This is a genomic window from Nitrospina gracilis 3/211, assembly GCF_000341545.2.
In the GTDB taxonomy this organism is placed as follows: Bacteria; Nitrospinota; Nitrospinia; order Nitrospinales; family Nitrospinaceae; genus Nitrospina; species Nitrospina gracilis.
Map to the genome: position 1 here is coordinate 1,189,512 of NZ_HG422173.1, position 25,114 is coordinate 1,214,625.

Below are 25,114 nucleotides of genomic sequence, written 5' to 3' on the forward strand. Positions count from 1 at the left end.
TCATGCCGGTCAACGACACGTATCTGGATCCGAAAGACAGGGCGTACAATCCTGCCAAAACCGAGGTGGTGATGGTGCGGCGGCAGGTGTTCATCGATTACAAGAAATCCTACGGCGGCATCTCGCCCTACATCAACGGCATCATGGGCGGCACACGGGCGCGCCTGCTGTTCACCTTTTGCGAGAACGCGGAAGGGCACGATTACGGAAAGGTCCTGCGCTTCCAGGTGCCTCGCGTCGATTGCCCGGAGTGTTACGGACGCACGGAGTGGGCGGCGCTTCCAGGTGAGACGCGTTTTTTCATCGACACCCTGTCCACGGCGGTGGAGCTGGCGGGCATCTCGTTCAAGGACCGCCTGCCGGTGACGGTGTCGTGGGTCCGCGCGCACCTGCCGGATCCGGAGTTCACGGAACTGGACACGCTGGTGGCGGGCATGGTGGACAGCGACGATTACAAAAAACTGAAGCGCGGTGACGAGCTGCGGCCGGTGTTCCGTGATGATCCCATCGCCAATTTCAGCGACGTCATGTGGGTGCGTGCGGGCACTCCTAAAAAAGCGTTTCCTGAAGGCTACGTCGCCAGCAAGCATTATCCGGTTTGAAACTATGAGATCGAAGCGATGATTCCGAAAATCGTGGGCGTGGTGGGAGCAGGGCAGATGGGAAGCGGCATCGCCCAGGTGCTGGCGGAGGCCGGCCTGGGCGTCCTGCTCTACGACTCGGTTCCGCGTCAGGTTGAAAAGGGGCTCGATGCCATCCGCTTGCGCCTGGAAAAAAAAGTGACGAAGGGCGACCTGACGGAGGCGCGCATGCAGGACGCCGTCCACCGGGTGGTCGGGGTGAAGACGTTGAAGGAATTACATGACGCGGAGTTCGTTATCGAAGCGGTGGTGGAGGATGCGCTGGAAAAGAAAAAGCTGTTCGAGTGGCTGGCGGAGGTGGTGGACCCGTCGGCCATCCTGGCATCGAACACGTCGTCCATCCCTATCACCGAGCTTGCGGCGGTGACGCGTCACCCGGAAAACGTGATCGGGTTCCATTTCATGAACCCGCCGTTTCTGATGCCGGGCATCGAGATCGTGCGCGGCCTGTTGACTTCCGATGCCACGTTCGACGCGGCGAGAGAACTGGCTGAGCACCTAGGCAAGCAGGCGGTGGTGTCGAAGGACCGCGCCGGGTTTGTGGTCAACCGCATAGTGATGCCGATGATCAACGAAGCCGTATTGCTCGTGGGCGAAGGCACGGCATCGATCGAGGATATAGACCGCGGAGGGGTGGCCTGTCTCAACCATCCGATGGGGCCGTTGGCCCTGTCGGATACCATCGGCAACGACACCACGCATCACATCCTTTCGGTGATGCAGAGGGAGCACGGCGACCGTTTTCGGCCGGCGCCGCTCCTCACGCGGATGGTGGAGGCGGGGATGTTCGGCAGAAAAACGTCTGCCGGATTTTACGAATGGCAGGGCAACACGATCCAGCGCGTCAATCCCGGAGTGCTGGAATTCCGGAATGCGGGGTGACCTATGAGCTACGCCGTCAGTGCGCAAAAAGATATCCTGACCATGATGTACGGGGACGAGACGCATCTCGAGATGCTCGACGCGTTCGCCAGGCTGGTCGAGGACCGGGTGCTTCCGGCGGAGATGGCGACGGAAGTGGCGCGCGCATCCAATCCCCTGCAGGAGTTCCGCTCGCAGTTGCTGGCCGAGGACACGCTCGATAAAAAAGCGGTGGAGGCGGTGTACGAGAAGGCGCGGTCCAAACGCAAGGTGCCGGACAACGTGTTCCAGCAGATCATGGAGTCCGGCCTCACGACCATGCCGTTTGCAGAAGAGCTCGGTGGACTCGACCTGCCGTTTCCGTTATTCATCGCGTTTCTGGAAACGCTGGGCAAGGCGTCCCCCAGCATCGGCGTGCGTTACGCCATTTCCAACACGGTAGCGGAAGGGCTGAAGTTTAACTACCATGCGGGACGCCTGTCCGATTACGGACGGAGCATCCTGGAAGCGCTGGTCACCGGCGAACACCTGGCGGCGTTCTGTCTGACCGAGGCGTCGGCGTCGGGCTCCAACATCATGCAGGAGATGGCGACGCGTGCGGTGATGAACGGTGACGGCAGTGAGTACACGCTGACAGGCAACAAGTTCTGGATCACCAACGCCGAGTCGGCGACGGTGTTCGGCGTGTTCGCGCGCACGTCGAAAGATCCGCGCCACGGCGTCAGCCTGTTCCTGGTCGAGCGTGCGCAGGAGGGGTGCCGCACGGGGCAGGTGTTCGAGAAGTACATAGTGGAAAATTCTTCGTTCGGCGAGATCGTGTTCAACGACGTCAAACTGCCGCTCGGTCACATGGTCGGGCAGGAAGGATTCGGCATGGATTACGCCATGCGCATGTTGAACTCCGGGCGCATCACCATCGCCGCGCTGGCGACGGGGCTGGCGCAACGCGCGTTCGAGGAATACCTGGAAGTGGCGGTGGAAGGCAAGAAGACCGCCGGGCGGCACTTGATCGAGTACGACCGCACGAAAGCAAAGATCGCCGAGCTCTCGACGGAGATCGACGCGGCGCGCGGCATGACCTACCGCGCGGCGTGGATGAAGGATCAGTACGATAAAAATGCCAGCGACGGCGACCTGCTTTCGCGTTACGTCATCGCCGCCAACAGCGCCAAGCTGAAAGCCGCGGCGGTGGCGCAGAAGGCGTGCCACTACCTCATCCAGATATGGGGGGCGAGCTCGGTGGTCAAGGAAAACCGGGCGATGAAACATTACCTCGATTCGTGGCTCTATTACTTCGGCGAAGCGGTGCCGGAAGTGCTGGAGAACACGCTGTCGCGCATGGAAGTGAAACGCTACAAGGCAAGGAAAGGATTGCAGGACTGATATGGGCACCCACGTGGAATCAATGACGATGAAGACCCGGCCGCTGGACGTAAAACTGCACACGTTCGGAATGGCGGCGGAAGACAGGCAGCTGGCGGAAATCGCCGGGCAGGTGGAGTCGGCGAACCCCGGCGACATCCTCCTGTTGCCCGAATACGCCGCGTACACGGCGGAAGGATCGGACATCGCCTACGAAGCATTTTGCCGCTGGGCGCGGGAGAAACAGATCACGCTCATCACCACATTGAACCGCGCGGCGGACGATTTGCCGTACAGCGAGGCGGGCGTGCGCGCGAACACCCTGTTCATTTTTTCAGCCAATGGCAAGGTGCACGCGCCGCAGGCGAAGGTGACGCCGCAGTCGTTCGAGATGCAGTGGATGGATGAAAAGTCGCCGATCATCAACGTCAAGCCGTACACGCACCTCAACCGCGTGGTGCTCCGTCACGAAGGGCAGGCGTACTCGGCCTTGTTCCTCATCTGCTCCGACCTGTACTTGCTGAAACTGTTCCCGCCGGAGGAGTTGCGGGAGGACGTGCTGTTCTGCCCGGCGAACTTCGGCAACGGCGCGGAGGGCGTTGCGGGCCAACTCATCGAAACCTGCGTGGAGCGCGGCGTGTTCGGTCAGGCATTTTACGCCAACTGTTACCAGAAACCGAAGAGCAAACACCTGCCGTTGACGGTGGCGGTGACGCAGAGTTTCGGGCAGGCGGAGGGCGCGGTGGCGAAGCTGGGCGCCGCCGACCTGGTGCGGCAGGTGGATGCCTCGCATCACCTGTACCATGACGACAGCCATCCCAATTTTCTGAGCATGCTGGATTTGACCCGCCGCGGCGGCTTCACCGTGCCGCATTCGCGCAGTGTGGAGTCCGGCCTCACCGTGTACACCGGCACCTACGACCGCGTGATCGAGATTTAAAGGTTCATCCAACCCATTCAACCCATTCCTGCCATTCAAGCCTCGATTTAAACCAGAATTGGTAAAAGCTTTTTTAAATTTGGAGAAAATTTGAATTATTCGATCCTAATAATTTGCTAGTTAAAAGAAGACCCCTTAACCTGAAAGATATGTCCAGAATGACTTTTGTAAGGAGAGAGGCCTTACCCAATAAAAGCTTAAAAGGGATAATCTCACAACCAAGTTGATCTAACTTTAAAATGAATAAAGAAAACTTATTTCAACTGATTTTATTTGTCGGCATTCTGGTGGTATCTGGTTGTGAAGAAAAGTTCATATTGGTCACTGGGCAAGAATTTAAGGAAAGATTGGAGGAGAGCAAAGTTCATTCGGCCGTGTCTTACTGGTATTTGGGGGATAAGGGGGAGTTTCATTTCTTTGTGGAAAAGTGGCCGACCCGGCAAGAGGGCTTCAAGGTATCTCAGGAACAGGTGGACTTGTTAATTCGCCATCAGCCGTTGAAAGAGGAACCGGAAGGATGGGTGAATTTAAAAGCTTCTCACGTGAAATTTAAATTTTAAGGTAGACATGGAACCAGAAATGCAGATGCTGGTTGGTCTTGGCTTTATGATGGTTGCTTTTATTGTTAGTTTGATTTACATGGGAATTCTTTACACAATAATCAGGTATCTAAAAAAGTACCACTTTAGAAAATGGAAAGATCTGGGTTCTCCATCATCACTTTTTGGAATGGGGTTTGAGGGCGGTTGGAGGCTCAAAAGTTTTATGTCCAGTGGTGATTATTTGTATCTGAGGGATGAAAGGTTAAGCGAAATCATTGCCAATCTAAAAAAAGTCGAAAAATTGTTCGCAGTAATCCTGATCATTTTGGTTGCTCTGGTTTTTTGCAAGATTTTTATATCTGCCTGATTTACAAAAAACCAAAATCGCCTTATAACCTTCCAGATTAGCTATGAAATTAAAAAGGGACCACGGTCTAAACCGTGATCCCTTTTCGTTTCTGGTCGGGGCGAGAGGATTTGAACCTCCGACCCTCTATTCGTGTCTCAATTGGATAAAGCTGTTTCCTTTTTAATTGCCTGAACGGATTTCAAATATTTTTCTTTCACATACGTGGCTGGAATTTCTTTGGGTTGCAAAGTGATAATGGCCCAGTTGTTCCACGGCTTCCAGGACTGTTGAAATTCCACGAAGGACATCGTCGCCTGGAATTCGTTTCCAGAACGCAATATCAATTTCTGTTCGTCCAAATTGTAACCGATCACTACGGCATAATGCCAAGTGAAGAAACCGGGGAATCCCAGCTTTTGCAAGACAATGACGGGGTGCCCCGCGACCACCTCGGTAATAATTGCTTCCATGGTATTAATGGGATAGGCGATACGGCCGTGTCGGCGGGTAGCTCCGACTATGTCCTGCGGCATGCTCCCTTCCCGCCCGGGAGTATATACCTGAGACGATAAATCCTGTGGTGTTACATCCAAGCCCGAATAACGCAGTGCCATAGCCAAGGAGGCGGGGCCACAATGTTTGTTACCCTGAGGGTAAAAAGGAACCTCTTTTAGCTCAACCTGCGTGGGCAGGCCATGGAGCTCTGGTATTAAAAGATGCTTTTCAAAGTTGGCGCACCCCAAAGTCAGGGCTATCCCATATAGCGTGATGCAAAATCCCAAAAACCTCCTTCGATTCAAAGAATTATTCATCGCAATCTCTGAGGTCTATTTGTTTTTGCATCTGACATTGTTCTTCTTGATGCTGATTTACAGTTCTCCCCATACAACTTACAAATTCTGAAAAAACTTTTCTATGGCAAATTTGATTCTGGGTAAGAGGGTCTTCGTGATAAACCCGATAATTTTCTATTACAAGACTTGTATCCGGTTCCTTCATTAAAAATGCTTTATGCAACCAAGTATGATTCCAATGATTTTCATAAAAATTATAGAAGTACCCATTTACAACGAAGGCCCATCCACCCAGATGGGAACAAGTAAAGGTAATTCCACAACCAATGGCCTTGGTAGTAATGACTAATGTATCCACTGCAATCCAATATGCTAAAAATGCATATACTGCGAATACGGCCATTATACCGCCTTGAATCTCGTAATACCCCCCTGCGGGCAATTGATCCAATTGCCCTGCGATTTTGGAAACTTCTTCGTCGGTAAGCGCGTCAATGCGTGCCAGGGCTTCCTCTTGGCTGAGGCCATATTTATGCAACTGTTTTTGAACCTCCTGCCTTTGAATCAGTTTTTTCAAATGTTGGTGGTGGGTTTCGGTTTTGGAAACTGTTTCAGTACGGACTGATCCTGAGAAAGGGGTTGCCCATGCGCATGTAGACATCCAGCACAGGTTCAGCATGGAAATCATGAGCAACACGCTGATTGGTTTCATGATTCGACTCAATAACATCATGCGCCCTCTTAATAAATTTCCCCTAGCACCTTCATCAAGTCTGTTCATAAATATAACCCTCTTGATGACAGTTTCTACCTTTTTAGATTTTGAAATGAGGAAAATATTCCAATTAAGGGTTCTTGGGACCGACAAAGAATAGGGCGAACCAAGGGAGCTTAACTATTTTGGGTGATTTCCAAGGGCTGTGTGGATACATTTTGAGCTAAGTGAGGGCTTTCCGTGAGAAACACCCAGTGGCACATGCGCGGGATTTGGGGATGAAACTTTGCAGGAAACAAGACAGGGTTAGAGAATGGACTCGACTGTGTTATGGGTGTGTTATGAAATGGGAGAAATAAAAAAGGGACCACGGGTTGTGCCGTGATCCCTTTTCGTTTCTGGTCGGGGCGAGAGGATTTGAACCTCCGACCCTCTGCTCCCAAAGCAGATGCGCTGCCAAGCTGCGTTTGGCGATAAATCAAATCGCCGTGTGCACAGTCACTCGACTACGCGGCTTCCCGATTCAATCGCAACAATGTTGTAGTTTGTAAATACCTTCAAGAAAGATTCTGGAGAGATTTTAAAGGGAGATTTGTATTTAAGTAATCATCCGAAATCAAGAATTTTGAAATTTAATAAAAAAATTGGATAACTTTAATTTTGCAATATTAAATATATAAAGAATTATTTTTAGTACTTGTTTTATTTTGCGTTACGTGAATTTTCTTGTGGGATTAAAATTTGACATCAGTAATACAACGAAAACCAAGCCTATTTCGCCAATAATGGTTCTGCAATTGAATGCGCTCTGAGGGCGGGAGCCAGGATTGTGAAAAGAGGAGTAGTATCTTTCGATAGCGATGCGTACGATGCTGCTTCTCATATTGCAGGAAATGCAGGGCACCCTGGATTAGCAAGAGATATGGCAAGGAGCATGAATAGTGGTTCAATTGAAGCTATACAGATTGGCCAGGAATTAATTTGGTTGGGAAAAGTGTTGCCATCTCTTGCAAGGGGTAATGCCCGACTTTTTCTAACAACTGGAACTCAACATCGAAGGCAATTGAGAGCTGTATGGCCGATTATGGAAATGATAATGCAAAACAACTCTGGCCCTTTTGATCCGGATTATAGGCAAATGTTTAGTTATCTAGGGCCAATTCTTGAGCATAAAGTGAGGATAATGATCACATTTTTTGGGCAAGAATAATAAGAATTATTTTTATTATGTAATCAAAATAGTTTTCTCATAATCTGATAGAAGATAATTGGAGAGGAGGGCTTCATATCAGTAGAAAAACTAAACAGAAAATTTATCTGTACAGCCCCGTATGGGCCCCTCTTTACACAGCCTTTTGTGTTGCTGGAAGCTTTCCATTTTTGTTGATTACTTTATTTATATTGAATGTCAGTGTTGCTTCGGATGCTGTGTTTGGATTTTTGGTAATAACGGGAGGGGTTTTAGGAGATTTTTTATTTCGCTTTTTATAAAAAACAAATGTTCCTTTTGCCTTGGATCAATTTTCCTGCTCTTTATGCGTGGCCAATTATTGGAATATTGGTGATTATATATCGTCCTTTCGAATAAGGTCAGATGGTTTGTATTAAACCGTAATCATGTTGTTAAAAAAATCTGGAAAAGGTTGCTTAAAGAAAAATTAAAAACAAAAGGGACCACGGCGTGTTGCCGTGATCCCTTTTCGTTTCTGGTCGGGGCGAGAGGATTTGAACCTCCGACCCTCTGCTCCCAAAGCAGATGCGCTGCCAGGCTGCGCTACGCCCCGTTAAATGTTTTGCAACGGTTTCGCGTCCGATGATGGATGCAACCAGCCGCGCGGTTGTACCAGAACGCGGCCTCCCGCGTCAACCGCCGTGGTGCAGGCCGCCGATCTTCTTGCGCTGTTCGTCGGTCAATACCTGAAGCAGAGCGATCTTCGCGTCGATCATCAACTGGATCGATGCGGCCTTCACCGTCTTCATGCGTTCGCCGACGTTGCGGATGGCACTTTCATCGAACTCACCGCTGTGTACCAGTTTCTCCAGTTCCATGTGCGCGATGCGGTGCTCGGCATGCAGTTGCACGCTTTTCTTCTGGTACTCGAACTGCTTGTCGCTGATGGTTTTCAGCTGATCCTCAGTGAGCCCCAGCGGCTTGGCGAACTTGAGCAGGTGCTTGAACGGATCGCGCGCGCCGTGGTGTCCGCCGCCATGACCGTACTTGCCGTGGCCTTTCTTGTGATGGCCTTTGTAGCTGTGGCCGTACCCTTTCGAACCGTGGCTGTAACCTTTGCCACTGCCTTCTTCCTTCCCGTGATGGCCGGAGTACCCGGAACCGTGCGGGGATTTGCCATGCGGCGAGCCGTGGGTGTAGCCGTGCGGCGATTTCGTGTGGCCTTCGGTTTTACTGCCTTCTTCCGGGCTGGCCGACGCGAGGGTGACCGTCCCGGTCAGCAACAGGGGCAAGGCGAATCCGTAAACGAGAACACGGGGAATGGATGAAACGAAATGGCGCATGGGATACTCCTTTCTCACTCACTTATGAGGCAGTCTGGACTGGGTCCGGAAAGTTGGAACCAAATTGGCACGCCCGGCAGGATTCGAACCTGCGACCTACGGATTCGAAGTCCGGTACTCTATCCAGCTGAGCTACGGGCGCAGAAAAAATGGGGTGAGCGACGGGATTTGAACCCGCGACCACTGGAGCCACAATCCAGTGCTCTACCAGCTGAGCTACGCCCACCATGATGTCTATGTAGGGTATTATATAAAAATAAGGAGTGCAGTTTAAACCATTCATTCCGCCCGCACAAGCAAATATTCCCCGCCAAATGCTTGAAAACGGGGGCCTACAGGCGGTCAGGCGGCATCCCACACGATTGCGGGGGCGTTCTCACTTGATGACGCGCAGATGCGAGCGGTCGCGTTTCGGTTTTTCGCCGCTTTCCTTGTCTTTTTCAGCGGATTTGGCGGCGGGGCGGGTTTGCGGCTGGATGGTGGTTTTCCGCGTGGTGTCCGGTTTTTTCGCCTTGCTCATTTCTTCCATCAAGTCGATGTCCTGCGGGATGCTTTCCTCCCACACCTGGCCTTCGTTGGTTTGGGGATCGTACATGGCCCACACGGAGGTGAAGGGGATAATGCACTTGTGCGGCCTGCCGCCGAACGAGAGGGTGGCGTAGATGCCGTTTTCATCCGCTTCGATGGGGCGGCGGAACCCCAGGTTGAGCACGAGGTTCAGCATGGGGTTGTGCTTGTGCTGTTTGGGCACGTCGACATCCGGCTGGCGCGCATCCAGACACACCATGGCGTCGCCCTGGCTGAGCAGGTGATTCAGCATTTCCTGTTTGGTCTGGGAAGGCGTCTCCATGGCCCCAAAGTTACCACAATTTTTTTTCGGCGAAAAGCGGATCATGATACCATTTGCGTTCACAACGAAAGTTCAATCAGATACAAAAGAAGGACAATCATGATCGCAAGCAAGTTAGGGAAACGAGCGGGTTGGGTGCTGGCAATCTGGCTGGCGTGGGCCGGCGTGGTGGAAGCGCAGGAAAAAACGATCGAAATCCTGCCGCACATCTGGACGGTTCATTCCGAAGGCGGACCGGATGCGAACGCGACGTTCATCATCACCGATCAGGGCGTGATGGTGATCAACACTCGCATGACCGCGGAAGGCGGACAGCACCTGCTGGGCGAGATCCGCAGTAAAACGGACAACCCCATCACGCACGTGGTCAACACGCACCATCACAAGGACAGTGTGCTCGGCAATTCGGCGTTCAAGGAGTGTCCTTCCATCATCGCGCACCTGAAAGCGCAGAAAAACATGGAAACCATGGCCGAGTTGGAGGGATTGAAAAACCTGACCTATCCCAATCTTGCGTTCGATACGAAGGTAGAGCTGACGCTGGGCGGGTACCTTCTGGAGTTGCGGCATCCGGGTCCGGGCCACACCGATGGCGATTTATATGTATACCTTCCCACCTGGCGCACCATCATCGCGGGCGGGTTGGTTTTCAACAAGGTCATTCCGGACACGCGTGACAGTTACATCGATCCGTGGATCGACGCTCTCCAGGAAATGGAAGACGTGGATGCGGAACTGATCGTGCCCGGTCACGGCCGTCCCGGCGGCAAGCAGATCATCATCCAGGCGAAGCACTACCTGATCCTGCTTCGCCAGTACGTCAACCGCGAACTCGACAAAGGATACGATCTCAATAAAACGGTCGAAAACGTGACCGCGCGGTTGATGGAAAAGTACAGCGATTGGGCGCACACCGAGAGGATCAGGGAGAACATCCGCCGCGCGTTCATCGAGTACACCGCGAAACGAGAAACCTGACAAGAACGGTTTGGGCCAAAAATAAAAACCCCTTTCCCGGATCGGGAAAGGGGTTTTGTTTTTTGTACGGGAACGCGGCTTAAACGTCGATGCCTTTTTTCTCCCAGTAATCGCGCAGGTTGGTATCGGTATCGAGAATGGTGTCGAGGTACGTGTGGCCACCCGGGATCATCGGGATAACATGCCCGTGGCTCTTGTCGTTGTAAGGATACTTGACGTCGAGCACGTAGGGTCCCTTATGTTTCATCATGCGTTTCAGCGCCGGTTCGACTTCCTCCGGCTTGCGGATGGACTCCCCCTTGATGCCGAAGGCATCGGCGATCTCCGCGAAGTCGGCGTCGCCGATGTAAGTGTGCCCGCGCAGGGATTTGTAAAAACGATCCTCCCACTGTGCCACCATGCCGAGGTGAGCGTTGTTGAGGACGACGCTTTTCACCGGAATGTTTTCGATCTTGCAGGTCTGCAATTCCTGGATGTTCATGAGGAACGATCCGTCGCCGTCGATGTTGATGACGGGCACATCCGGCCGCGCCACCGCTGCGCCCATCGCCGCGGGCAGGCCGAATCCCATCGCGCCGAGACCGGAAGAACACAGCCATTGGCGCGGTTGCTTGAACCGCCAGAACTGCGCCGTCCACATCTGGTGCTGGCCGACGCCGACGGACACGATCGCCTCGTCCCCGGCGATGCGCTGAAGCTCGGTGATGACGTGTTGCGGCACGATGTCCTTGTCGCTCATCTTGTACGTCAGCGGAAACTCCTGTTTCCATTCCTGGACCTGTTGCAGCCAGGGCCCCATGTCCTTTTTCTTCTCCGCCAGTTCGTTCATCATTTTGAGCGCCAGCTTGACGTCGCCCTGGATCGGCACATCGACGGTGATGTTCTTGTTGATCTCCGATGGGTCGATGTCCACGTGAATGAACTTCGCGTTGGGGCAGAACTCCGAGAGTTTGCCGGTAACGCGGTCGTCGAAGCGAACACCGAGGGCGATGACGAGATCGGCGTGGTTGATGGCGATGTTGGCGTACACCGCGCCGTGCATGCCGAGCATGTGGAGCGACAACGGGTCGTCCATCGGGAAACTGCCGAGACCCATGACCGTGTTGGTGATGGGAATGCCCGTCTTCTTGACGAACTTGCGCAGTTCCTCCGAGGCTTCCGCGGAGATGATGCCGCCCCCCGCATAAATGATGGGCCGCCGCGCTTCCTTGATCAGGTGCATGGCCTTTTTCACCTGTTGCGGCGCAGGTTTCAGGTTCGGGCGGTAACCCGGAACGTCCAGCCCGACCTTGAAATCGGGGATCGTTTCCTGTTGCTGGATGTTTTTGGGGATGTCTACGAGCACCGGACCCGGCCGTCCCGTGGAAGCGATGTGAAACGCTTCGTGAATGATCTGGGGAATATCGTTGATGTCCTGTACCAGGTAGCTGTGTTTGACCAGCGGGAACGAAGCGCCGACGATGTCGGTTTCCTGAAACGCGTCACTGCCGATCACCGGCGTCGGAACCTGGCCCGTGATGGCGACGAGCGGAATGGAATCCATCTTCGCGTCCATGATGCCGGTCAACAGGTTGGTGGCACCCGGACCGGAAGTGGCGATGCACACGCCCGGCCGGCCCGTCACACGCGCGTAACCGCCCGCGGCAAACGAACCCCCCTGCTCGTGGCGGGGCAGAACGTGGCGGATCTTCTTGGTAAGCGTCAGCGCCTGGTGGATTTCCATTGACGCGCCGCCGGGATAACCGAACACCGTGTCCACACCTTCGTTTTCCAGAGCTTTGACGAGGATGTCCCGTCCTTTCATCGGAGGGCTGGCGAGATCTTTTTTGCGGTCGATGTTGACGACTTTTTTTGCTGTGGACGGACGTGTGCGCGACATGGCTTATAACTTGTTAAAAATTAATAAGATAAGTTGAAACCTTAGCCTATAGGCCGGGGCTTGTCAACCCAATCTCCGGGCGCAAACCGGGCAGGAAAAGTGACCTGCTGAGCTGTGGATGGTGATGACGGGATTCGGCTCCGGATACTCTTTTATAACGTGTTCAACCGCAACCTATCAAATTTTTTTTGCCCCACCGCGTGGGGGAGGAAATTTTTATAACCCACAGGCCGGAATTCAGAGGATGTCCTCACTCAACCCGCCCCGGCCCGGTCGCGAAAGGCGTCGATCAGCACCCCTTCCCGCAGGCTGTATTCGCTGACGGTCAGGGTTTCGCATCCGAAAGCGCGCATGGTTTCAAGCAGGATGGCGGTGCCGGCGATGATGAGGTCCTCGCGTCCTTCCTCCAGCGTGCGGATTTGCCGGCGCTCTTCGATGGATTTCGCCTTCAGGTCGTCGTTCAGGCGTTCGACGTCTGAAAGTGGCAGGTGCATGCCGTGGATGCGTTCCGGATCGTACGGGTAGATGTCGTCGCGGATGGCAGCCAGGGTCGTCACCGTACCCGCGGTGCCCACCAGAACCTCGGGTTTGGGCGATCCCAGTTTTCGCGATACGTCAGCCAGCTCGTCAGCCAAAAAGGCGCGCAGGGGTTGGTATTCGGTTTCTGCGACAGGGTGCTGGGTGAGAAACCGTTCGGTGAGGCGGACGACACCGAGCGACGTGCCCGCTACCGCCTCCACCCTGCGACCCCGGGAATAGATGAATTCGGTGCTGCCGCCGCCAATGTCGAACGTCACCATCGGGCGGTCCTCTTCCGGCAGTTTCCAGAACACCCCGGCCAGGGTCAACCGCGCCTCTTCCTCCCATGGAATGACGTCGATCATGAGGCCCAGTTCGTCTTTCGCGCGGTTCACGAATTCATCCTTGTTTGTGGCTTCGCGTACGGCGCTGGTGGCGACGAGTTTCATTGGCACGTCGCCGTACTTCCGGCAACGCTCCTGAAACCCGCGCAGAGTGTCCAGGGCGAGGTCGATCCGGTGCGGCAGGAGCTTTTTTTCTGAGTGGATGCCTTCGCCCAGCCGCGTGATGGCACGCTCCGAGTCCACTTCATGAAACTCGCCCTGTCCGTTGACCTGCATGACGAGCAGGCGGATGGTGTTGGAACCGATGTCAATCGACGCAAAGTGATTCATGAAGGGTCTCTTTATATGGGAAGTACTTTTTCGCTGTCGAGCGTAAGCAGAAGGTAAAGTCCGACGGTGATGAACAGCAGGCACGGACCCCACGCCGCCAGGAGGGGAGAGAAGGTGCCTTTCTGCCCCAGCGAAATGGACGTGGCATAGAAAAAGAAAAACAGGAACCCGATGGCAAGACTGATGCCGATGCAGAATAGAAGCCCACCCCGCCTGCTGGAACGAATGGAAAGCGGAATACCAACCAACGCCAGCACCACGCTGATGAACGGATACGACAGCTTGTGGTGCAGGTCGACGCGGTTTCTGGCCGTATCGAATCCTTCCGATTCCTTGATCAGGATATTCTGGTACATCTCACGTGCACTCATCTCTTCCGGACGTTTCTGGACCTTGTTGAAATCTTCCGGTTTTTCCATGACAGGAAATACCTGTGTTTCAAAAAACTGGGTTTTGTCGAGACCACCCGGAGAGAAAAACCGCATCGCCCCCTTTTCGAATACCCACTGGTCCCCGGTCCACGAAACTTTTTGCGCGTCGATGCGCTGCCGCATAACGGGGTGTTCGCGATCATAGTAAAACAGGCTGACATCATACATCACGTTGTTAACCGGATCGAAGGTTTCCATGTTCCAGATGGAACCGTTGGGCGACCTCAACCATAAATTCTGGTGCGAAGCCTGGTGCAGGTTTTCGTGGCCGCGCACTTTCACGTAAAAAATATAATTCATGTTTTCGCTGGTTTTGGGGGTCACGAACTCGTTGAGGAAGACCAGCCCCAGCGCGATGATGAGTGAAGTGCTCAGGATCGGTTGTGTGATTCCTGTCAAGCTGATACCGCAGGCGCGCATGGCAGTCAGTTCGTTGTTACGGGCCAGTCCCACCAACGTCACCACCGTCGCCAGCAGGATCGCCTGGGGTGCCATGTAAGACAGGATGAATGGAATTTTGTAAAGGAAATAAAGAACAAAATCCCAGAACGTACCGTGCTTGGTGACGAATTCATCGAGCCGTTCGAAGGCGTCGATCACCAGAAACACGCCGACCATGGCGACGACCATCAACAGGTACGTCTTCAGGAACTGGGCCAGGATGTAATGTTTCAGGATTTTCATAAGGGTGCGGAAAGAGTCAGGCGGAAAGCTCCGGGATCGCCGACTCCAATGCGTGGCGCAGGCCCTTCAAATCGTCGTGGCGCTCAAGGGTGGTGCGGACGTAGTTCAGGGTCGGAGCAATACAAGGTTCATATCGGTCGTTGCCAACAACGTGTTTCTGGTAGGCGAAGGTGCCGATGGCTTTCAGGTTGCGTTGAATGGACACCAAATCGAAAACGCGCCGGTATTCGTCTGCATCCACATCCCCTTTTCCTTTTGTTTTTTCAGGCTGATGAAGCGGGTCACCATGTCGCTCACAAATTCCTCCGGCAGGATGTGGTACGAGTCGCGGAGAAGGGATGCGAGGTCGTACTGGCTGGGGCCCATGCGTGCATCTTGGAAATCGAGCATTACCAATCCTTCGTCGTACACCATCAGATTGCGGCTGTGAAAATCCCTGTGGGTGAAGTGCAGCGGTTGCCGGTCGAGTTCGGAGCACAGACGCTGCAGGTGGTGCTGCAATGCATTCCATACGGTGTCGTTCAATTTCAATCTCAACAGGCCTTCGATGTAGTGTTCGATCATGAAGTCCATCTCCGACATCAGTTTGGCTGTGTCGAAACGCAGGTGATACGCCGGACAGTCCGGCCGGATGCGTTGCGTCGCGCGGAACTGCATGTCGGCCAGCATGTCTACCGCCTGCCGGTACCAGGCGCGGCGCTCGCCTTCGTCGCTGTCTTGAAGCTGGTGCTCCAGCGTGATATCGCCACAGTCCTGTAAAAAGACGAATCCCTGTGCCACGTCATAATGGTAAAGATGCGGCACCGGCACGTTCAGGGCTTCCAGAAATTTCTGGACCAGGACGAAATCGTATTTTTCGCCGGGAAAGGGTTCCGGCAACTGCATCAGGATAAGTGAGTCCGGTCCGCGTCCGCGCGAACGGTAATGTGGATGCAGGCGAAAGTAACGGCGGGTGGATGCATCGCCCTGCAACGGTGTGGCCTCCACCCCGGCAACTGATTGCCCGAACAGGCCCCCCAGCGTTTTGGCCAGGTAGGGCAGGTTGAAACGCGGCTCGGCGGAAGGGCTGGTTGCGGTTTTGGAATTCATTGGATTGGTCGATTATGGCCTGTGAATACAGGTTCGGTTTGGAACTTTGCGCAATTATAGTATACTACCAGCCCGTTTGGCCGGAGACAATGAGGCCCCGGGGCGGGTAAAAGAGGGAAAGCCACCCTGCCCACGGTATTTTGGAAGATTTCCTTATAGAATTCCAAAACGAACCCTATCCAGTCGCATCATAAATGGGACCTGCGGGTCCCTTGAATTTTTTACGGAGGAGAACAATGCCGAAACCTGCATATCACATCCTGGTCTGTACGAACCAGCGCCCTCCGGGACATCCCCGGGGTTCCTGCGGCGAAAACGGAGCCATGGAAGTCTTTGAAAAAATCGGAATGGGCATCGAACAGAAAAATTTGTTTGGCAAAGCCATGCTCACCACCACGGGATGCATGGGACCCTGTTCCATGGGGCCGGTGGTGGTTGTGTACCCGGACGGAGTCTGGTACAAGGGCGTCAAGCCGGACGACGTGGACGAGATACTCGAATCCCACATCATGAACGGCAAAAAGATCGAGCGTCTGGAAATTCCCGACGAGATGTGGGGCTGATCCGCTTTCGTTGACGCTGGTATCAACAAGCAAATAAAAAGGGGAAGCTCACTCCTCGGCGGGTTGGGCTTCCTCTTTTTTTCTGCGGTTTGAAAAGTGGTTCCACAATTCCTTCCGGCCGTGGTTGTTCTTGCTGGAATACATGAGCACCGTGCGAACCCCGTCACCGCCAAATTCTTTTTTGATTTTGGCCATCTGCTGTTTTCTCTCCGTCTGCGACAGTTTGTCCGACTTGGTGGCGACCACAACGTAGTCCAGCCCCGCGTCCTCCAGCCAGTCCCGCATGACCAGGTCCAGCTCCGTCGGTTTCCGGCGAATGTCCACGATCAGCACCACGCTCTCCAGACGTTCGCGTTCCTGCAGGTAGTCCTCAATCAGCACCTGCCATTTCTTCTGCACCTGCGGCGGCACTTTGGCGAAGCCGTAACCCGGCAGGTCCGCCAGCATCCACACGTCGTTGATGTTGAAAAAGTTGATCATCTGCGTTTTTCCCGGCGTGGCGCTGGTCTTCACCAGTTTTTTGCGGTTGACCAGCGAATTGATGAGCGACGACTTGCCCACGTTGGACCGCCCGATGAACGCGATTTCGGGAAGCGGCTGGTTGGGAAACTGTTTGCGGGACACCGCCCCGGTGATGAATTCGGCCTTGACGATTTTCATGATTTGAAACGGTTGATCACCAATCCGGAGAGCAGTTTGGGATAGAAGTAAGTGGCTTTTTGGGGGAGCCGCACGCCTTGCTCGGCGAGGCTCCGCACCTGGTCGATGCGGGTTGCGTTCATGAAGAACGCGAGGTCGAACTCGCCTTTTTCCACGTTTTGAATCGATTCCTTCGCCCGGACATTGTAGGTGATGTACTGCTGATGTTCCGGACGTGTGCTGTCTATGCTCAAAAGGTGTTTCAGCACCAGGGTATGCAGTTGAAATACATCGAGCACTTTAAGCGGCTCCGCGTCATCAGCGTTCATGTATGGAACCACGGCATCGATATCCTTCAGTTTAAGTAATGCCGCATTGCCGTTACCCAAATACGCGCAGAAAGCGATCCCTTGATGCCCAACTTCTTCCAATGTAGCAATCATTACACTGGCAGAAGCATTTTTCGGGAAGGATTGAATGTGAAAATAGGGCTCCAGTTTTTTGAGGAAGGCATCGCGGTCAAACGGTTCCGGCGATTTGATCTGCCGATGGATGGGATAGATGGCGAGGGCGTCGTTTTCCATGTTGGTGAGGAACATCAACACGTGCGCCGAGTCGCTCCCGGGTCCGCCGTTTTCCTGATGGTAGGCGAGCGCGGTTTCATAACGGTGATGACCGTCCGCGATGTATACCTTTTTATTCTCGAACTGTTCCGCAATCAGGGCGAGCGTTGTGGGTTCGGTGAGCTTCCAGAACCGGTGCGTCACGCCGTCTTCCTCGATCACCGCCAGTGGTTCCGACTGCATGACCACTTCAAGTGAGCCGTCTACGGTGCGTTCGGGATCGGAATACAGGCCGAACACGGCGCTGAAATTGGCCTTGCAGGCGCGGATCAGTTTGGCGCGGTCTTCTTTTGCTTTAGCCAGCGTGAATTCGTGCGGGCAGATGTTGCCCTTGCTGAACTCTTCCAGAAGAACGCGTGCGAAAAATCCGTAGCGGTTGTACGGCCGGCCGTTGTAGGTGTACTCCTGGGAGTAAACGTAAAATCCCGGCCGGTCGTCTTCCCTCAAAATACCCCTTGCCTGCCAGTCGGCGAAGTCTTTGGCCGATCGGGTGTAGCGGTTATCGGTTTCGGTATCCTGACTGCATTGCTTGCCCAGAATCAGGCGGACCACATTGTACGGACTCCGGCGGTACAGATCGTCCTGCTGATCGGGAGTGATGACGTCATAGGGCGGCGCGACAAGATCGGCCAGCGGCCCGGCATTCCGTTCATCGTATAGCAGTCCGGTGAAGGGAGCGACATCAACCATAACGCGGTCCTGGAAATCGGGTTGAAAACAATATGGGTAGTCAGTTCGGGCAATATAATTTACGCCGAAGCGGGCGACGGAAACAAAACTCATTCTACGCTCTTTGCCGGAATGAGACAATTGCTACTTGGAAACGTGGAGTGGAGTTCGGGTTCAGGTCAGTCCTTCGCACTCGCACAACTCACGGATGTAGCTGACGAGGGAGTGGATCATCGCGTCATCGAAAGTGCTTCCCCATGCAGGCATGCACGGGGCCCGGCCGGTGGAAAGACCCCCATGCTTGATGGCGTGAAACAATTGTTCGTCGGAACGACTTTCCAGGTATACCGCTTTCGTGTGGTCACGCGGCGGCACCACAACATGGCGCGCATTGATGCCGTCGCCCTTTCCTTTCAGGCCGTGACACTGCGTGCAGTAATACTGGTACGTGGCACGGGTCTCTTCAGTGACGGGATAGGAGCGGACGGTTTTTGGTGGTTCCGGTTGCATCGCTGGAGGAGGGGTCTGAGCTACCGGCGGTTTGGGCTGGGATGATTCGGTCTTGGACGCATCGTCGCCGCAGGCGGAAAGCATGAACGCAATCACCAGTATGAGCACAAGGGGATGGGTGAATTGTCCACGCCTGGATCTGAAGAGCCGGTCACGCATCCTCATTCACCCTTCTTGTGAGACATAACGTAGCGCGTCATCAGTTTCAATTGGGTTTCGTCCAATTCATAAACCGGCATGCGGCTTTTCTCAGTGAATTGTTTGGGGTTTTTCAGCCAGCGGTAAACCCACCCGGGTTGCAGGCGGTTTCCCGCATTGATGAGTGACGGACCCGACACTCCCCCGCGCGGCTGCCTCGCCAGGTTGTAGCTTTCGTGGCAGGCGATGCAGCTGTGGTCCCTTTCGAACAGCATCTTGGCGCGCACCCGCTCACCGCGCGCCAGTGGCTTGAGATCGAGCGACAACGGCTCCAGCTTCTTCAGCCTCTGCGCGATAAGAAACGAGGCCAGCGATTCCGCCTCCTGCTTACTGACGGACATGTGCGGCCCTTTGAATTCCGGTTCGCCTTTCAGAAACCCCGGGTCGCGAGGATGCCCCATCTTACGGACGATCTCCGGGTTTTGCAGGTATTCGATGAGCCACGCATGTTGGTATTTGTCCCCGGCGTAAAACAGGTCGGGTGCGGGATGTGTTTCCGCTGGCTCGTCCGCCGAAAGTCGATGACAAGTGCCGCACTTTTTCTGTTCGAACAAAGCCTCATCGGCGAACGCAGGGCCGAGGGCGGTGAGCAGAAAAAGGATCGCCCCCATCCAGTACAACATACAGGTCTGCCAGCGGTGTCTATACATTATTTTCACTCGATCGGCGGCGGAATGACACGCAGCGGACTGGTTTCCGGTTCGGGCGTGAATTCCGGGGTCGGCTCCGAGCCGAAGGGGAAGGTGGGGAACGATTCCGCAGGCGGCGTCACTTCCTCCACCGCTTCCGGTCCCGGACCCGGCGGCGGGGTCTGCATGTCTTCCGGTGGCTGCATGCGTTCTTCGGATTTGACGCGATTCTCGTTCAGGTCGTAATACAGCACCAGGTCTTCATCCCCTGCGGGCTTTCCGAATTTTTTCTCATTCAGTTCATGACGGCTGTCGAAGGGATACACCTCGCGTACAAGCAGGCGTCCCAGCCCGCGCGATTTGAGGTCGGTGTAATACCAGCCGCGGTAGCGTTCAGTCATGCCGTTGAGTGAGTCGAGAAGTTTTTTGTCGAGGAAATTCGCATCGGGCACCACAGTTTGAAGCGCCCGGCCATTCGGAGTGACGGTCTGCTTGATCTGGAACTCTGGAAGGACGCGGTTTTCTTTTTTCAACGCCTGCATGAACCCGTTTGCGTCTTCCACCCTGTGCAGTTGCGGCTCACCCAGCCCGGTAGCGACGGAGTTCTGGTGGCAGGATTCGCAATTGCGCGCCGTGGAGCGGATGGTGTGAGGCGTGTGGGGGGTCCACACCAGGCCCGGTTTGCCGTCAGTGGTGATGGGCACCTCCGCCTGACTGCGCTGGTCGCCCTTCTCAAGAAGGTCGGTGATGAAATACTGGTAACGCGGTTGCACGACGATCACTCTTCCACGGCGGTCGGTGCCCAGCATGGGTTCGCTCCAGCCGGATTCGGTAACGAGGTTCACCCACACTCCTTCCTTCCAGGTGCCTTCAACGCCTTTCGACGTTTGCCTTGCCTTTGTCCAGTCGAGCATTCCGGGATCGGTTGAGGTCTCCTGCGGTTCTTCGGCCGCACCTGTTTTGAAATCTGGCGCGGTGAAGCGTTGTTGCAGAACCGGATCGGCAAAGTTCCATTCGTTCCATTTGCCCGGCTCCAGTCCCGGTTCGCGGATGGCATGCAGGCCCCACTCGTTTGCCGACCAGCGCGCGTGGCAGGCGGCACATTCGACCCGGGTCAGGTGTTCGGTGACGCGGTGCGCCAGTGGGACGGATTTCAATTCGTCGAGGACCGGGATGACGTGTTTCTTGCCGGTGACCTTGGAGAACAGCACCCATTTGCCGTCCTCCTGCTTGATGTGCGGCAGGGGATTCCCCTGTCCGTCCAGCATCACCACGTCGCCCATCTCGATCTTGGTCATGAGGTTGGGATTCAGCTGGTTGGACTTTAATAGTTTCTGTGCCTTTTCATCCGCTTCCACCAGTTTGTATCCTTCCGGCGGTTTGTGATGCACGCCGTGGCAGGTCTGGCAACGGATGGTGACGGCGCTGTGCATGGTCGGATTTGTCGTGGCATCGGCTTTCAGGTCGCCCGCACCGTGACAGTCGATGCAGTGCATGCCTTTTTCACGATGGATGTCGGGAATCAGGAACTCATGCTGGCGTCCGTGCAGGACGGGTTGGTCCGCCAGCACGTCGGCATGCGACGTTTTCGGCCGCGCAGGTTTGCCAAACAGACCTTCGAATTCGTTGCCGACGCCGTTGTTGTTGTGGCAATGCTCACACTGCACGCTGGGCACGGCGACGGTGAACTTGTGGACCAGGGGATAGCCCCGTCGGTTTTCGAGTGGGGTCGATCCGTACCGATAGGCAAACCGCGAACCATTTTTGCGGATGTCTTCCTTCTGCACCTTCTGGATGGCGCGATCGCGGCTCAAAGTCACGCCGTCGTTGGTGTAGATCATGTGGCAGGCGGCGCAGCCCGTCGCACGGTAATCCCCCGCGCGATGCGGTGCGGGCGACTGCAAATGACAGCGCATGCATTTTTTCTTGAGAAAGTCGTCGGCGCGGTGGCCTGTGTCTTCAAACGTCCATGGCTTGGGCTCTTTGCCGCCGCCTTTGGAGTCGTTGAACGGTGAATGACCCCAGGCATAGCGTGTGGTTTCCACCAGGCCCCGCGGATTCGCCATGATGGATTTGTTTACCTGTTCGACCTGTTCCGCGTGGCACTTGCCGCAGGCATTGGGCGCGTGCTCGAGGGAAGATGGGTTCGGGATCATGCCCGTGTGTGCCTGCTCCGGCGTCTGGCCGCGTTCGTTCCCGTTGTGGCAGGTGGTGCAGTCGAAGCGGTGATTCTCGCTGATCTCCTCAATACCCCGGTGGCAGGTGAGGCATCCCCCCTCGATATTGACAAGCTCGATCCGGCCGAAAACGTCACGCAGGCGGAAGTTGGAGTCGCGGTAAAAATTTTCAATGAACCCGTTACTCTCCGCATACGAGTTGAAACGGATGCCGTCCAGCGTGGTCCCCGGTTTCAGCACTTCCTGCGACGACTCGCGTTTGTTGCGGATAAGAAAAAATGGATCGCGGAAATCGTCGGCAGAGAGCGGGATGTCCGAGGCAAGGGGTGGAATGAGCACCATCTTTTTTTCAAACGTGACTGTGGGTTCCGGTTCCGTGCTGTGCGTTTCCGGTTCGGCTGTTTCGGTTTTGGGTTTGCCAAAAAACGGTCGCGGCTCGGGTTGCGGCTCCGGCGGGGTTTCCGGTTGCGTTGCAAAAGGGTTCCACGGGGTGGTCTCCTCCCCCGGTAAGAACGGTTCGCTGGACGCGGGCGGTGGCGGGGTCTGGGTCGGTTCCTGCGTCGGGGTTTCTTCCTGCGGCGGTTGAAATCCCTCGTCCGGGCCAAACAGGTGGCCGCCCGGCACGGCGGGAGAAAACCCGAGGTCCGGTTCCTCTTTCTTTTCTTTAGACGGTTCTGTGCCGAAAGGCGAAACCATCTGGGCCTGCAGGTTCGGGATCAACAGAAAGGCGGGCAGGGCCAGAAAGGCGGCGATCCAGACTGTTCGTTTGAAAAAAGTCATATCGGTTTCAGCGTTGGTTCAGAATCCGGTCGCGCAGTCGGCGGTGCTGGATCTTTTTTTCAAATTCATAACTTTTTCCCAGGTTCCGGTAAACCGGATCATCATACGCATCGTGACAGGGAATGCAATTGCCCACGCGCAGGGTGCGAAGGATCTCCGACTGGTTGAGCGGCCGGGCGTTGGGCTGGCCCGTCCCTGCTACCGGTTCCCCGCGGATGGTCACGGCGGCAGAGGGCCCCAAATGACTCTTCAATGTCTTGAGATCCGTCAACACAAGAAAGTTGTATGCGTCGTCCTCGCCAGAGGAATGGCCCTGGATTTTCAGTTCGCCTTCTCCCAGGCCGAGAGACTCCGGCGACAGGTGACAGCTTGAGCAGGAACGCACGGATTTCGTTACCGAATGCGGCTGCGCGGCGTACATCAGAGTGGACCCAGAGTATCCCAGTGGGTTCGTGAATTGCCACTCATTATATTCGCCTTCCTTGTCTCCTTCCTCATTAATGACGGGAAGGGGATGGCCCTGTCCGTCGAGCACGGTGAGCGAATGATGTGGCTGATCCATTGCGGGTGCGATCTTGCCACGGGGCCCTTTCATGAGGCGGGGCTGGGTCCAGCCGGTGGGGTGGGACGGACCCGATCCCCATGGATTCTTTCCTTTTTCATAGGCCGCCTGATCGTACGTGATGTGGCATCCCTGGCACTGTGGCACCCACGTGGCGTGGCAGGTGGTGCACTCCAACTTTCCCTCGTGTCCCGGCAGGGTGTGGGCGCTTCGTTTCCACGCCGCTTGCGGAATGGGGATCTGCTTGGCTGTGCGTTTGCTGAAAAAGACGAAACGCTTGCCGATTTTTTTCACGTTGGTCATTTTATTGCCGTGAGCGGTGAGCACCATCTCGTCGCCGACCTGGTTCTGGAATCCTTGGTAATGCCGGCTCAGGCGCAGGGCGGGGTCGTTTTCAGATTCGATTTTTGCGGTCTCCGGGTAGGCCGACTCCGTGCCGTGGCAGGTGGTGCACCGGATTTCCACAGCCTGGTGCTGGCGAGAATAAATGTTGCCGTCCCCCATCACATCGAACGCCGTATGGCAATCGATGCATTCCATGCCTGACTTGCGATGAACGTCTTCCACCGGCTGACCGGTTCCGGTGAAATGGAAGTGCCGGCGCTGGCCATTGAATCCGGTTTGGAAAGCCAAAGGCGCGTCTGTTTCAAACTGACTGTGGCACTGCGTGCACACCTGTTCCGTAGGCAATACGGTCATTGCATGCGAGGCCGGATGTCCCGGTTCGTCCTTCGGGATGGTGGGATCGTCACCCGCATACAATCCGGTTTCGTTATAACGGGAATGGCAGGCAGCGCAACCCTGTGAGCGGAACACCCCTTCCGGTGCCGGGGCATCCAGGTGGCACGAAAAACACCGGTCGCGCAGAAGCAGGTCGGCAAAGTGGTTGGACAGCAGCACCGCGTCGCCGGTTTCCTCGGTCGGAGGGTTGCGGCGCACGGTTTTTTTGGCGAAGTAGGGCAGGCGCAGGAGTTTTTCCACCGCGCCCCGATCGAGGGGCGTGTTGCCGTCCTCATCTTCCACTGCATAGATGCCGAATTTCGCCTCCTTGCCGGTTTGCCCCGACCATTGAAAGCGCAGACCGGCAATCATTCCGGCCAGTGTGCCCATCGGCGATTTTCTCACGTGATCCGCCCAGTTGCGGCTGTCGTCAGCAAACCCGGAGTGGCATTGTGCCTGGCCGCAACTCAAATGAACCACCTTCAGGGAGGAGGGGTTGCGTTTCCCCGTTCCCGCGTCCGGATCATAAACGAGTGTGGCGTGTGCGTTCTCTTTTGCTGTGGCTGTGGCATCGCCCCCATGACAGGCCGTGCAACCGAGTTTGAGTGGATGCGACCGACTTGCCGGCTCAATGCCGTTGTGGCATTGCAGGCAGGTTTCCTGGTTCGGTGCGATGGATTGCATGGGGTTCCAGGCCACCGGTTTCGCGTCCGTGGTGTTGGAAGCGGTACCGCTGGGTACGGGCAGAATTGCAGTGGTCAGGGCCATGGCCACAATCCAGATCCAGTTGCGAAGTGCAGTCACCAGCGTCCCCGTATATGAAGGTGGCGCCGGGCCAAGGGATGGCGAAGGACAGGCGGCTTTTTCAAAAAGGGAGGGAACCGCTTCATACGTATTCAATCTCCACGTTGTCGAGATACCGAACCATGCGTTCCAGAGTGGGTTTGATTTTTTCCGGTTCGTTGTCGGCGGCGGTCTCCAGCACCTCACCTAAATAACTCAACTCCTCAAATCCGTAGCTGGCACCCGATCCCTTGATCATGTGTGCGAGGTTCTTCAAGGTGGCGAAGTCGTTCTGCTCCAGGAATGCCCGCATTCGTTCCACATCCTGCCGACGGTCGTCAAGGTAACCGGGGATGAGGGGGCTCAACTCTTTAGGAATGAGGACCGGAATTTTCTCCGGCGATGGGTTGGGCTGGTTCATGAACTCACTTCCAAAACG

The 25,114-nt window shown here is 55.2% G+C and carries 25 protein-coding genes and 3 tRNA genes; 9 read left to right on the forward strand and 19 right to left on the reverse strand.

The features are described 5' to 3' along the window. Positions 1 to 2 precede the first annotated feature (2 nt). From TX82_RS05670 to TX82_RS05695, 6 genes are all read left to right on the forward strand, one after another. Positions 3 to 602, forward strand: a complete 600-nt coding sequence (locus TX82_RS05670) for a PhlB family protein (RefSeq protein ID WP_005007959.1) — start codon at positions 3 to 5, stop codon at positions 600 to 602. A gap of 18 nt (positions 603 to 620) precedes the next feature. Further along, entirely contained in the window at positions 621 to 1,523 is a 903-nt protein-coding gene (locus TX82_RS05675; protein ID WP_005007960.1) for a 3-hydroxyacyl-CoA dehydrogenase family protein, read from the forward strand. Between the two features lie 3 nt (positions 1,524 to 1,526). Then, positions 1,527 to 2,885 (forward strand): acyl-CoA dehydrogenase family protein, encoded by a 1,359-nt coding sequence (locus TX82_RS05680; RefSeq protein WP_005007961.1) that lies wholly within the window; start codon positions 1,527 to 1,529, stop codon positions 2,883 to 2,885. Positions 2,886 to 2,913: 28 nt separating this feature from the next. Beyond that, entirely contained in the window at positions 2,914 to 3,804 is an 891-nt protein-coding gene (locus TX82_RS05685; RefSeq protein ID WP_187291918.1) for a hypothetical protein, read from the forward strand. Between the two features lie 239 nt (positions 3,805 to 4,043). Further along, entirely contained in the window at positions 4,044 to 4,364 is a 321-nt protein-coding gene (locus tag TX82_RS05690; RefSeq protein WP_005007967.1) for a hypothetical protein, read from the forward strand. Between the two features lie 7 nt (positions 4,365 to 4,371). Beyond that, entirely contained in the window at positions 4,372 to 4,713 is a 342-nt protein-coding gene (locus TX82_RS05695) for a hypothetical protein (RefSeq protein WP_005007968.1), read from the forward strand. A gap of 137 nt (positions 4,714 to 4,850) precedes the next feature. Here the strand turns inward: TX82_RS05695 and TX82_RS05700 are convergent, their stop codons facing one another. Both TX82_RS05700 and TX82_RS15100 read right to left on the reverse strand, forming a co-directional pair. Next, the gene (locus TX82_RS05700; protein WP_084603973.1) at positions 4,851 to 5,507 is read right to left on the reverse strand and encodes a PA2778 family cysteine peptidase; all 657 of its coding nucleotides are present in this window, start codon (positions 5,505 to 5,507) and stop codon (positions 4,851 to 4,853) included. Then, positions 5,500 to 6,270: a PA2779 family protein gene (locus TX82_RS15100; RefSeq protein WP_005007975.1), complete on the reverse strand. Its 771-nt coding sequence runs from the start codon at positions 6,268 to 6,270 to the stop codon at positions 5,500 to 5,502. Before TX82_RS15100 ends, TX82_RS05700 begins: the two co-directional genes overlap by 8 nt. A gap of 763 nt (positions 6,271 to 7,033) precedes the next feature. Here TX82_RS15100 and TX82_RS05715 point away from each other — a divergent pair. Then, positions 7,034 to 7,414: a hypothetical protein gene (locus TX82_RS05715; RefSeq protein WP_144079097.1), complete on the forward strand. Its 381-nt coding sequence runs from the start codon at positions 7,034 to 7,036 to the stop codon at positions 7,412 to 7,414. Positions 7,415 to 7,911: 497 nt separating this feature from the next. On the opposite strand, the gene TX82_RS05720 is transcribed toward TX82_RS05715, so the two are convergent. The 5 genes from TX82_RS05720 to TX82_RS05740 all read right to left on the reverse strand — a co-directional run bounded on the left by TX82_RS05720 (position 7,912) and on the right by TX82_RS05740 (position 9,568). After that, positions 7,912 to 7,988 (reverse strand) — tRNA-Pro (locus TX82_RS05720). A 79-nt stretch (positions 7,989 to 8,067) separates the two neighbouring features. After that, a complete protein-coding gene (locus TX82_RS05725; RefSeq protein ID WP_005007979.1) occupies positions 8,068 to 8,718 on the reverse strand; it encodes a Spy/CpxP family protein refolding chaperone in 651 nt (216 codons plus the stop codon). Between the two features lie 65 nt (positions 8,719 to 8,783). After that, positions 8,784 to 8,860 (reverse strand) — tRNA-Arg (locus TX82_RS05730). Between the two features lie 8 nt (positions 8,861 to 8,868). Then, positions 8,869 to 8,944 (reverse strand) — tRNA-His (locus TX82_RS05735). A 150-nt stretch (positions 8,945 to 9,094) separates the two neighbouring features. After that, positions 9,095 to 9,568 (reverse strand): ClpXP protease specificity-enhancing factor SspB, encoded by a 474-nt coding sequence (locus TX82_RS05740; RefSeq protein ID WP_042251978.1) that lies wholly within the window; start codon positions 9,566 to 9,568, stop codon positions 9,095 to 9,097. A gap of 99 nt (positions 9,569 to 9,667) precedes the next feature. On the opposite strand from TX82_RS05740, the gene TX82_RS05745 reads away from it, so the two are divergent. Continuing rightward, entirely contained in the window at positions 9,668 to 10,546 is an 879-nt protein-coding gene (locus tag TX82_RS05745) for an MBL fold metallo-hydrolase (protein ID WP_005007983.1), read from the forward strand. A 79-nt stretch (positions 10,547 to 10,625) separates the two neighbouring features. Here TX82_RS05745 and ilvB read toward each other — a convergent pair whose 3' ends face one another. The 5 genes from ilvB to TX82_RS05770 form a co-directional block, all read right to left on the reverse strand. Continuing rightward, entirely contained in the window at positions 10,626 to 12,425 is a 1,800-nt protein-coding gene (ilvB, locus tag TX82_RS05750) for a biosynthetic-type acetolactate synthase large subunit (RefSeq protein ID WP_005007985.1), read from the reverse strand. Between the two features lie 254 nt (positions 12,426 to 12,679). Then, the gene (locus tag TX82_RS05755) at positions 12,680 to 13,618 is read right to left on the reverse strand and encodes a Ppx/GppA phosphatase family protein (RefSeq protein WP_005007986.1); all 939 of its coding nucleotides are present in this window, start codon (positions 13,616 to 13,618) and stop codon (positions 12,680 to 12,682) included. Positions 13,619 to 13,629: 11 nt separating this feature from the next. Continuing rightward, on the reverse strand, positions 13,630 to 14,733 hold the full coding sequence (lptG, locus tag TX82_RS05760; protein WP_005007987.1) for an LPS export ABC transporter permease LptG: 1,104 nt from the start codon (positions 14,731 to 14,733) through the stop codon (positions 13,630 to 13,632). Positions 14,734 to 14,749: 16 nt separating this feature from the next. After that, a complete protein-coding gene (locus TX82_RS05765; protein WP_144079098.1) occupies positions 14,750 to 14,974 on the reverse strand; it encodes a hypothetical protein in 225 nt (74 codons plus the stop codon). Then, positions 14,917 to 15,822 carry an aminoglycoside phosphotransferase family protein gene (locus TX82_RS05770; protein ID WP_042250650.1) on the reverse strand — a complete coding sequence of 302 codons (906 nt, stop codon included), beginning with the start codon at positions 15,820 to 15,822 and terminating at the stop codon, positions 14,917 to 14,919. Before TX82_RS05770 ends, TX82_RS05765 begins: the two co-directional genes overlap by 58 nt. Positions 15,823 to 16,058: 236 nt before the next feature. On the opposite strand from TX82_RS05770, the gene TX82_RS05775 reads away from it, so the two are divergent. Beyond that, positions 16,059 to 16,385 carry a (2Fe-2S) ferredoxin domain-containing protein gene (locus tag TX82_RS05775; protein ID WP_005007988.1) on the forward strand — a complete coding sequence of 109 codons (327 nt, stop codon included), beginning with the start codon at positions 16,059 to 16,061 and terminating at the stop codon, positions 16,383 to 16,385. A 48-nt stretch (positions 16,386 to 16,433) separates the two neighbouring features. Here TX82_RS05775 and yihA read toward each other — a convergent pair whose 3' ends face one another. From yihA to TX82_RS05810, 7 genes are all read right to left on the reverse strand, one after another. After that, entirely contained in the window at positions 16,434 to 17,045 is a 612-nt protein-coding gene (yihA, locus tag TX82_RS05780) for a ribosome biogenesis GTP-binding protein YihA/YsxC (RefSeq protein ID WP_005007992.1), read from the reverse strand. Continuing rightward, positions 17,042 to 18,337 (reverse strand): DUF1015 domain-containing protein, encoded by a 1,296-nt coding sequence (locus TX82_RS05785; protein ID WP_005007995.1) that lies wholly within the window; start codon positions 18,335 to 18,337, stop codon positions 17,042 to 17,044. The genes yihA and TX82_RS05785 overlap by 4 nt, the downstream gene beginning before the upstream one ends. A 153-nt stretch (positions 18,338 to 18,490) precedes the next feature. Beyond that, positions 18,491 to 18,910, reverse strand: a complete 420-nt coding sequence (locus TX82_RS05790) for a c-type cytochrome (RefSeq protein ID WP_144079099.1) — start codon at positions 18,908 to 18,910, stop codon at positions 18,491 to 18,493. Between the two features lie 77 nt (positions 18,911 to 18,987). After that, positions 18,988 to 19,674, reverse strand: coding sequence for a c-type cytochrome (locus TX82_RS05795; protein ID WP_084603974.1), 687 nt, complete (start codon positions 19,672 to 19,674; stop codon positions 18,988 to 18,990). 5 nt (positions 19,675 to 19,679) lie between these two features. Continuing rightward, the gene (locus TX82_RS05800) at positions 19,680 to 22,610 is read right to left on the reverse strand and encodes a hypothetical protein (protein ID WP_005008000.1); all 2,931 of its coding nucleotides are present in this window, start codon (positions 22,608 to 22,610) and stop codon (positions 19,680 to 19,682) included. Between the two features lie 7 nt (positions 22,611 to 22,617). Next, entirely contained in the window at positions 22,618 to 24,696 is a 2,079-nt protein-coding gene (locus tag TX82_RS05805) for a hypothetical protein (protein WP_005008001.1), read from the reverse strand. Positions 24,697 to 24,778: 82 nt separating this feature from the next. Continuing rightward, entirely contained in the window at positions 24,779 to 25,096 is a 318-nt protein-coding gene (locus TX82_RS05810; protein ID WP_005008002.1) for an Hpt domain-containing protein, read from the reverse strand. Positions 25,097 to 25,114: the final 18 nt, after the last annotated feature.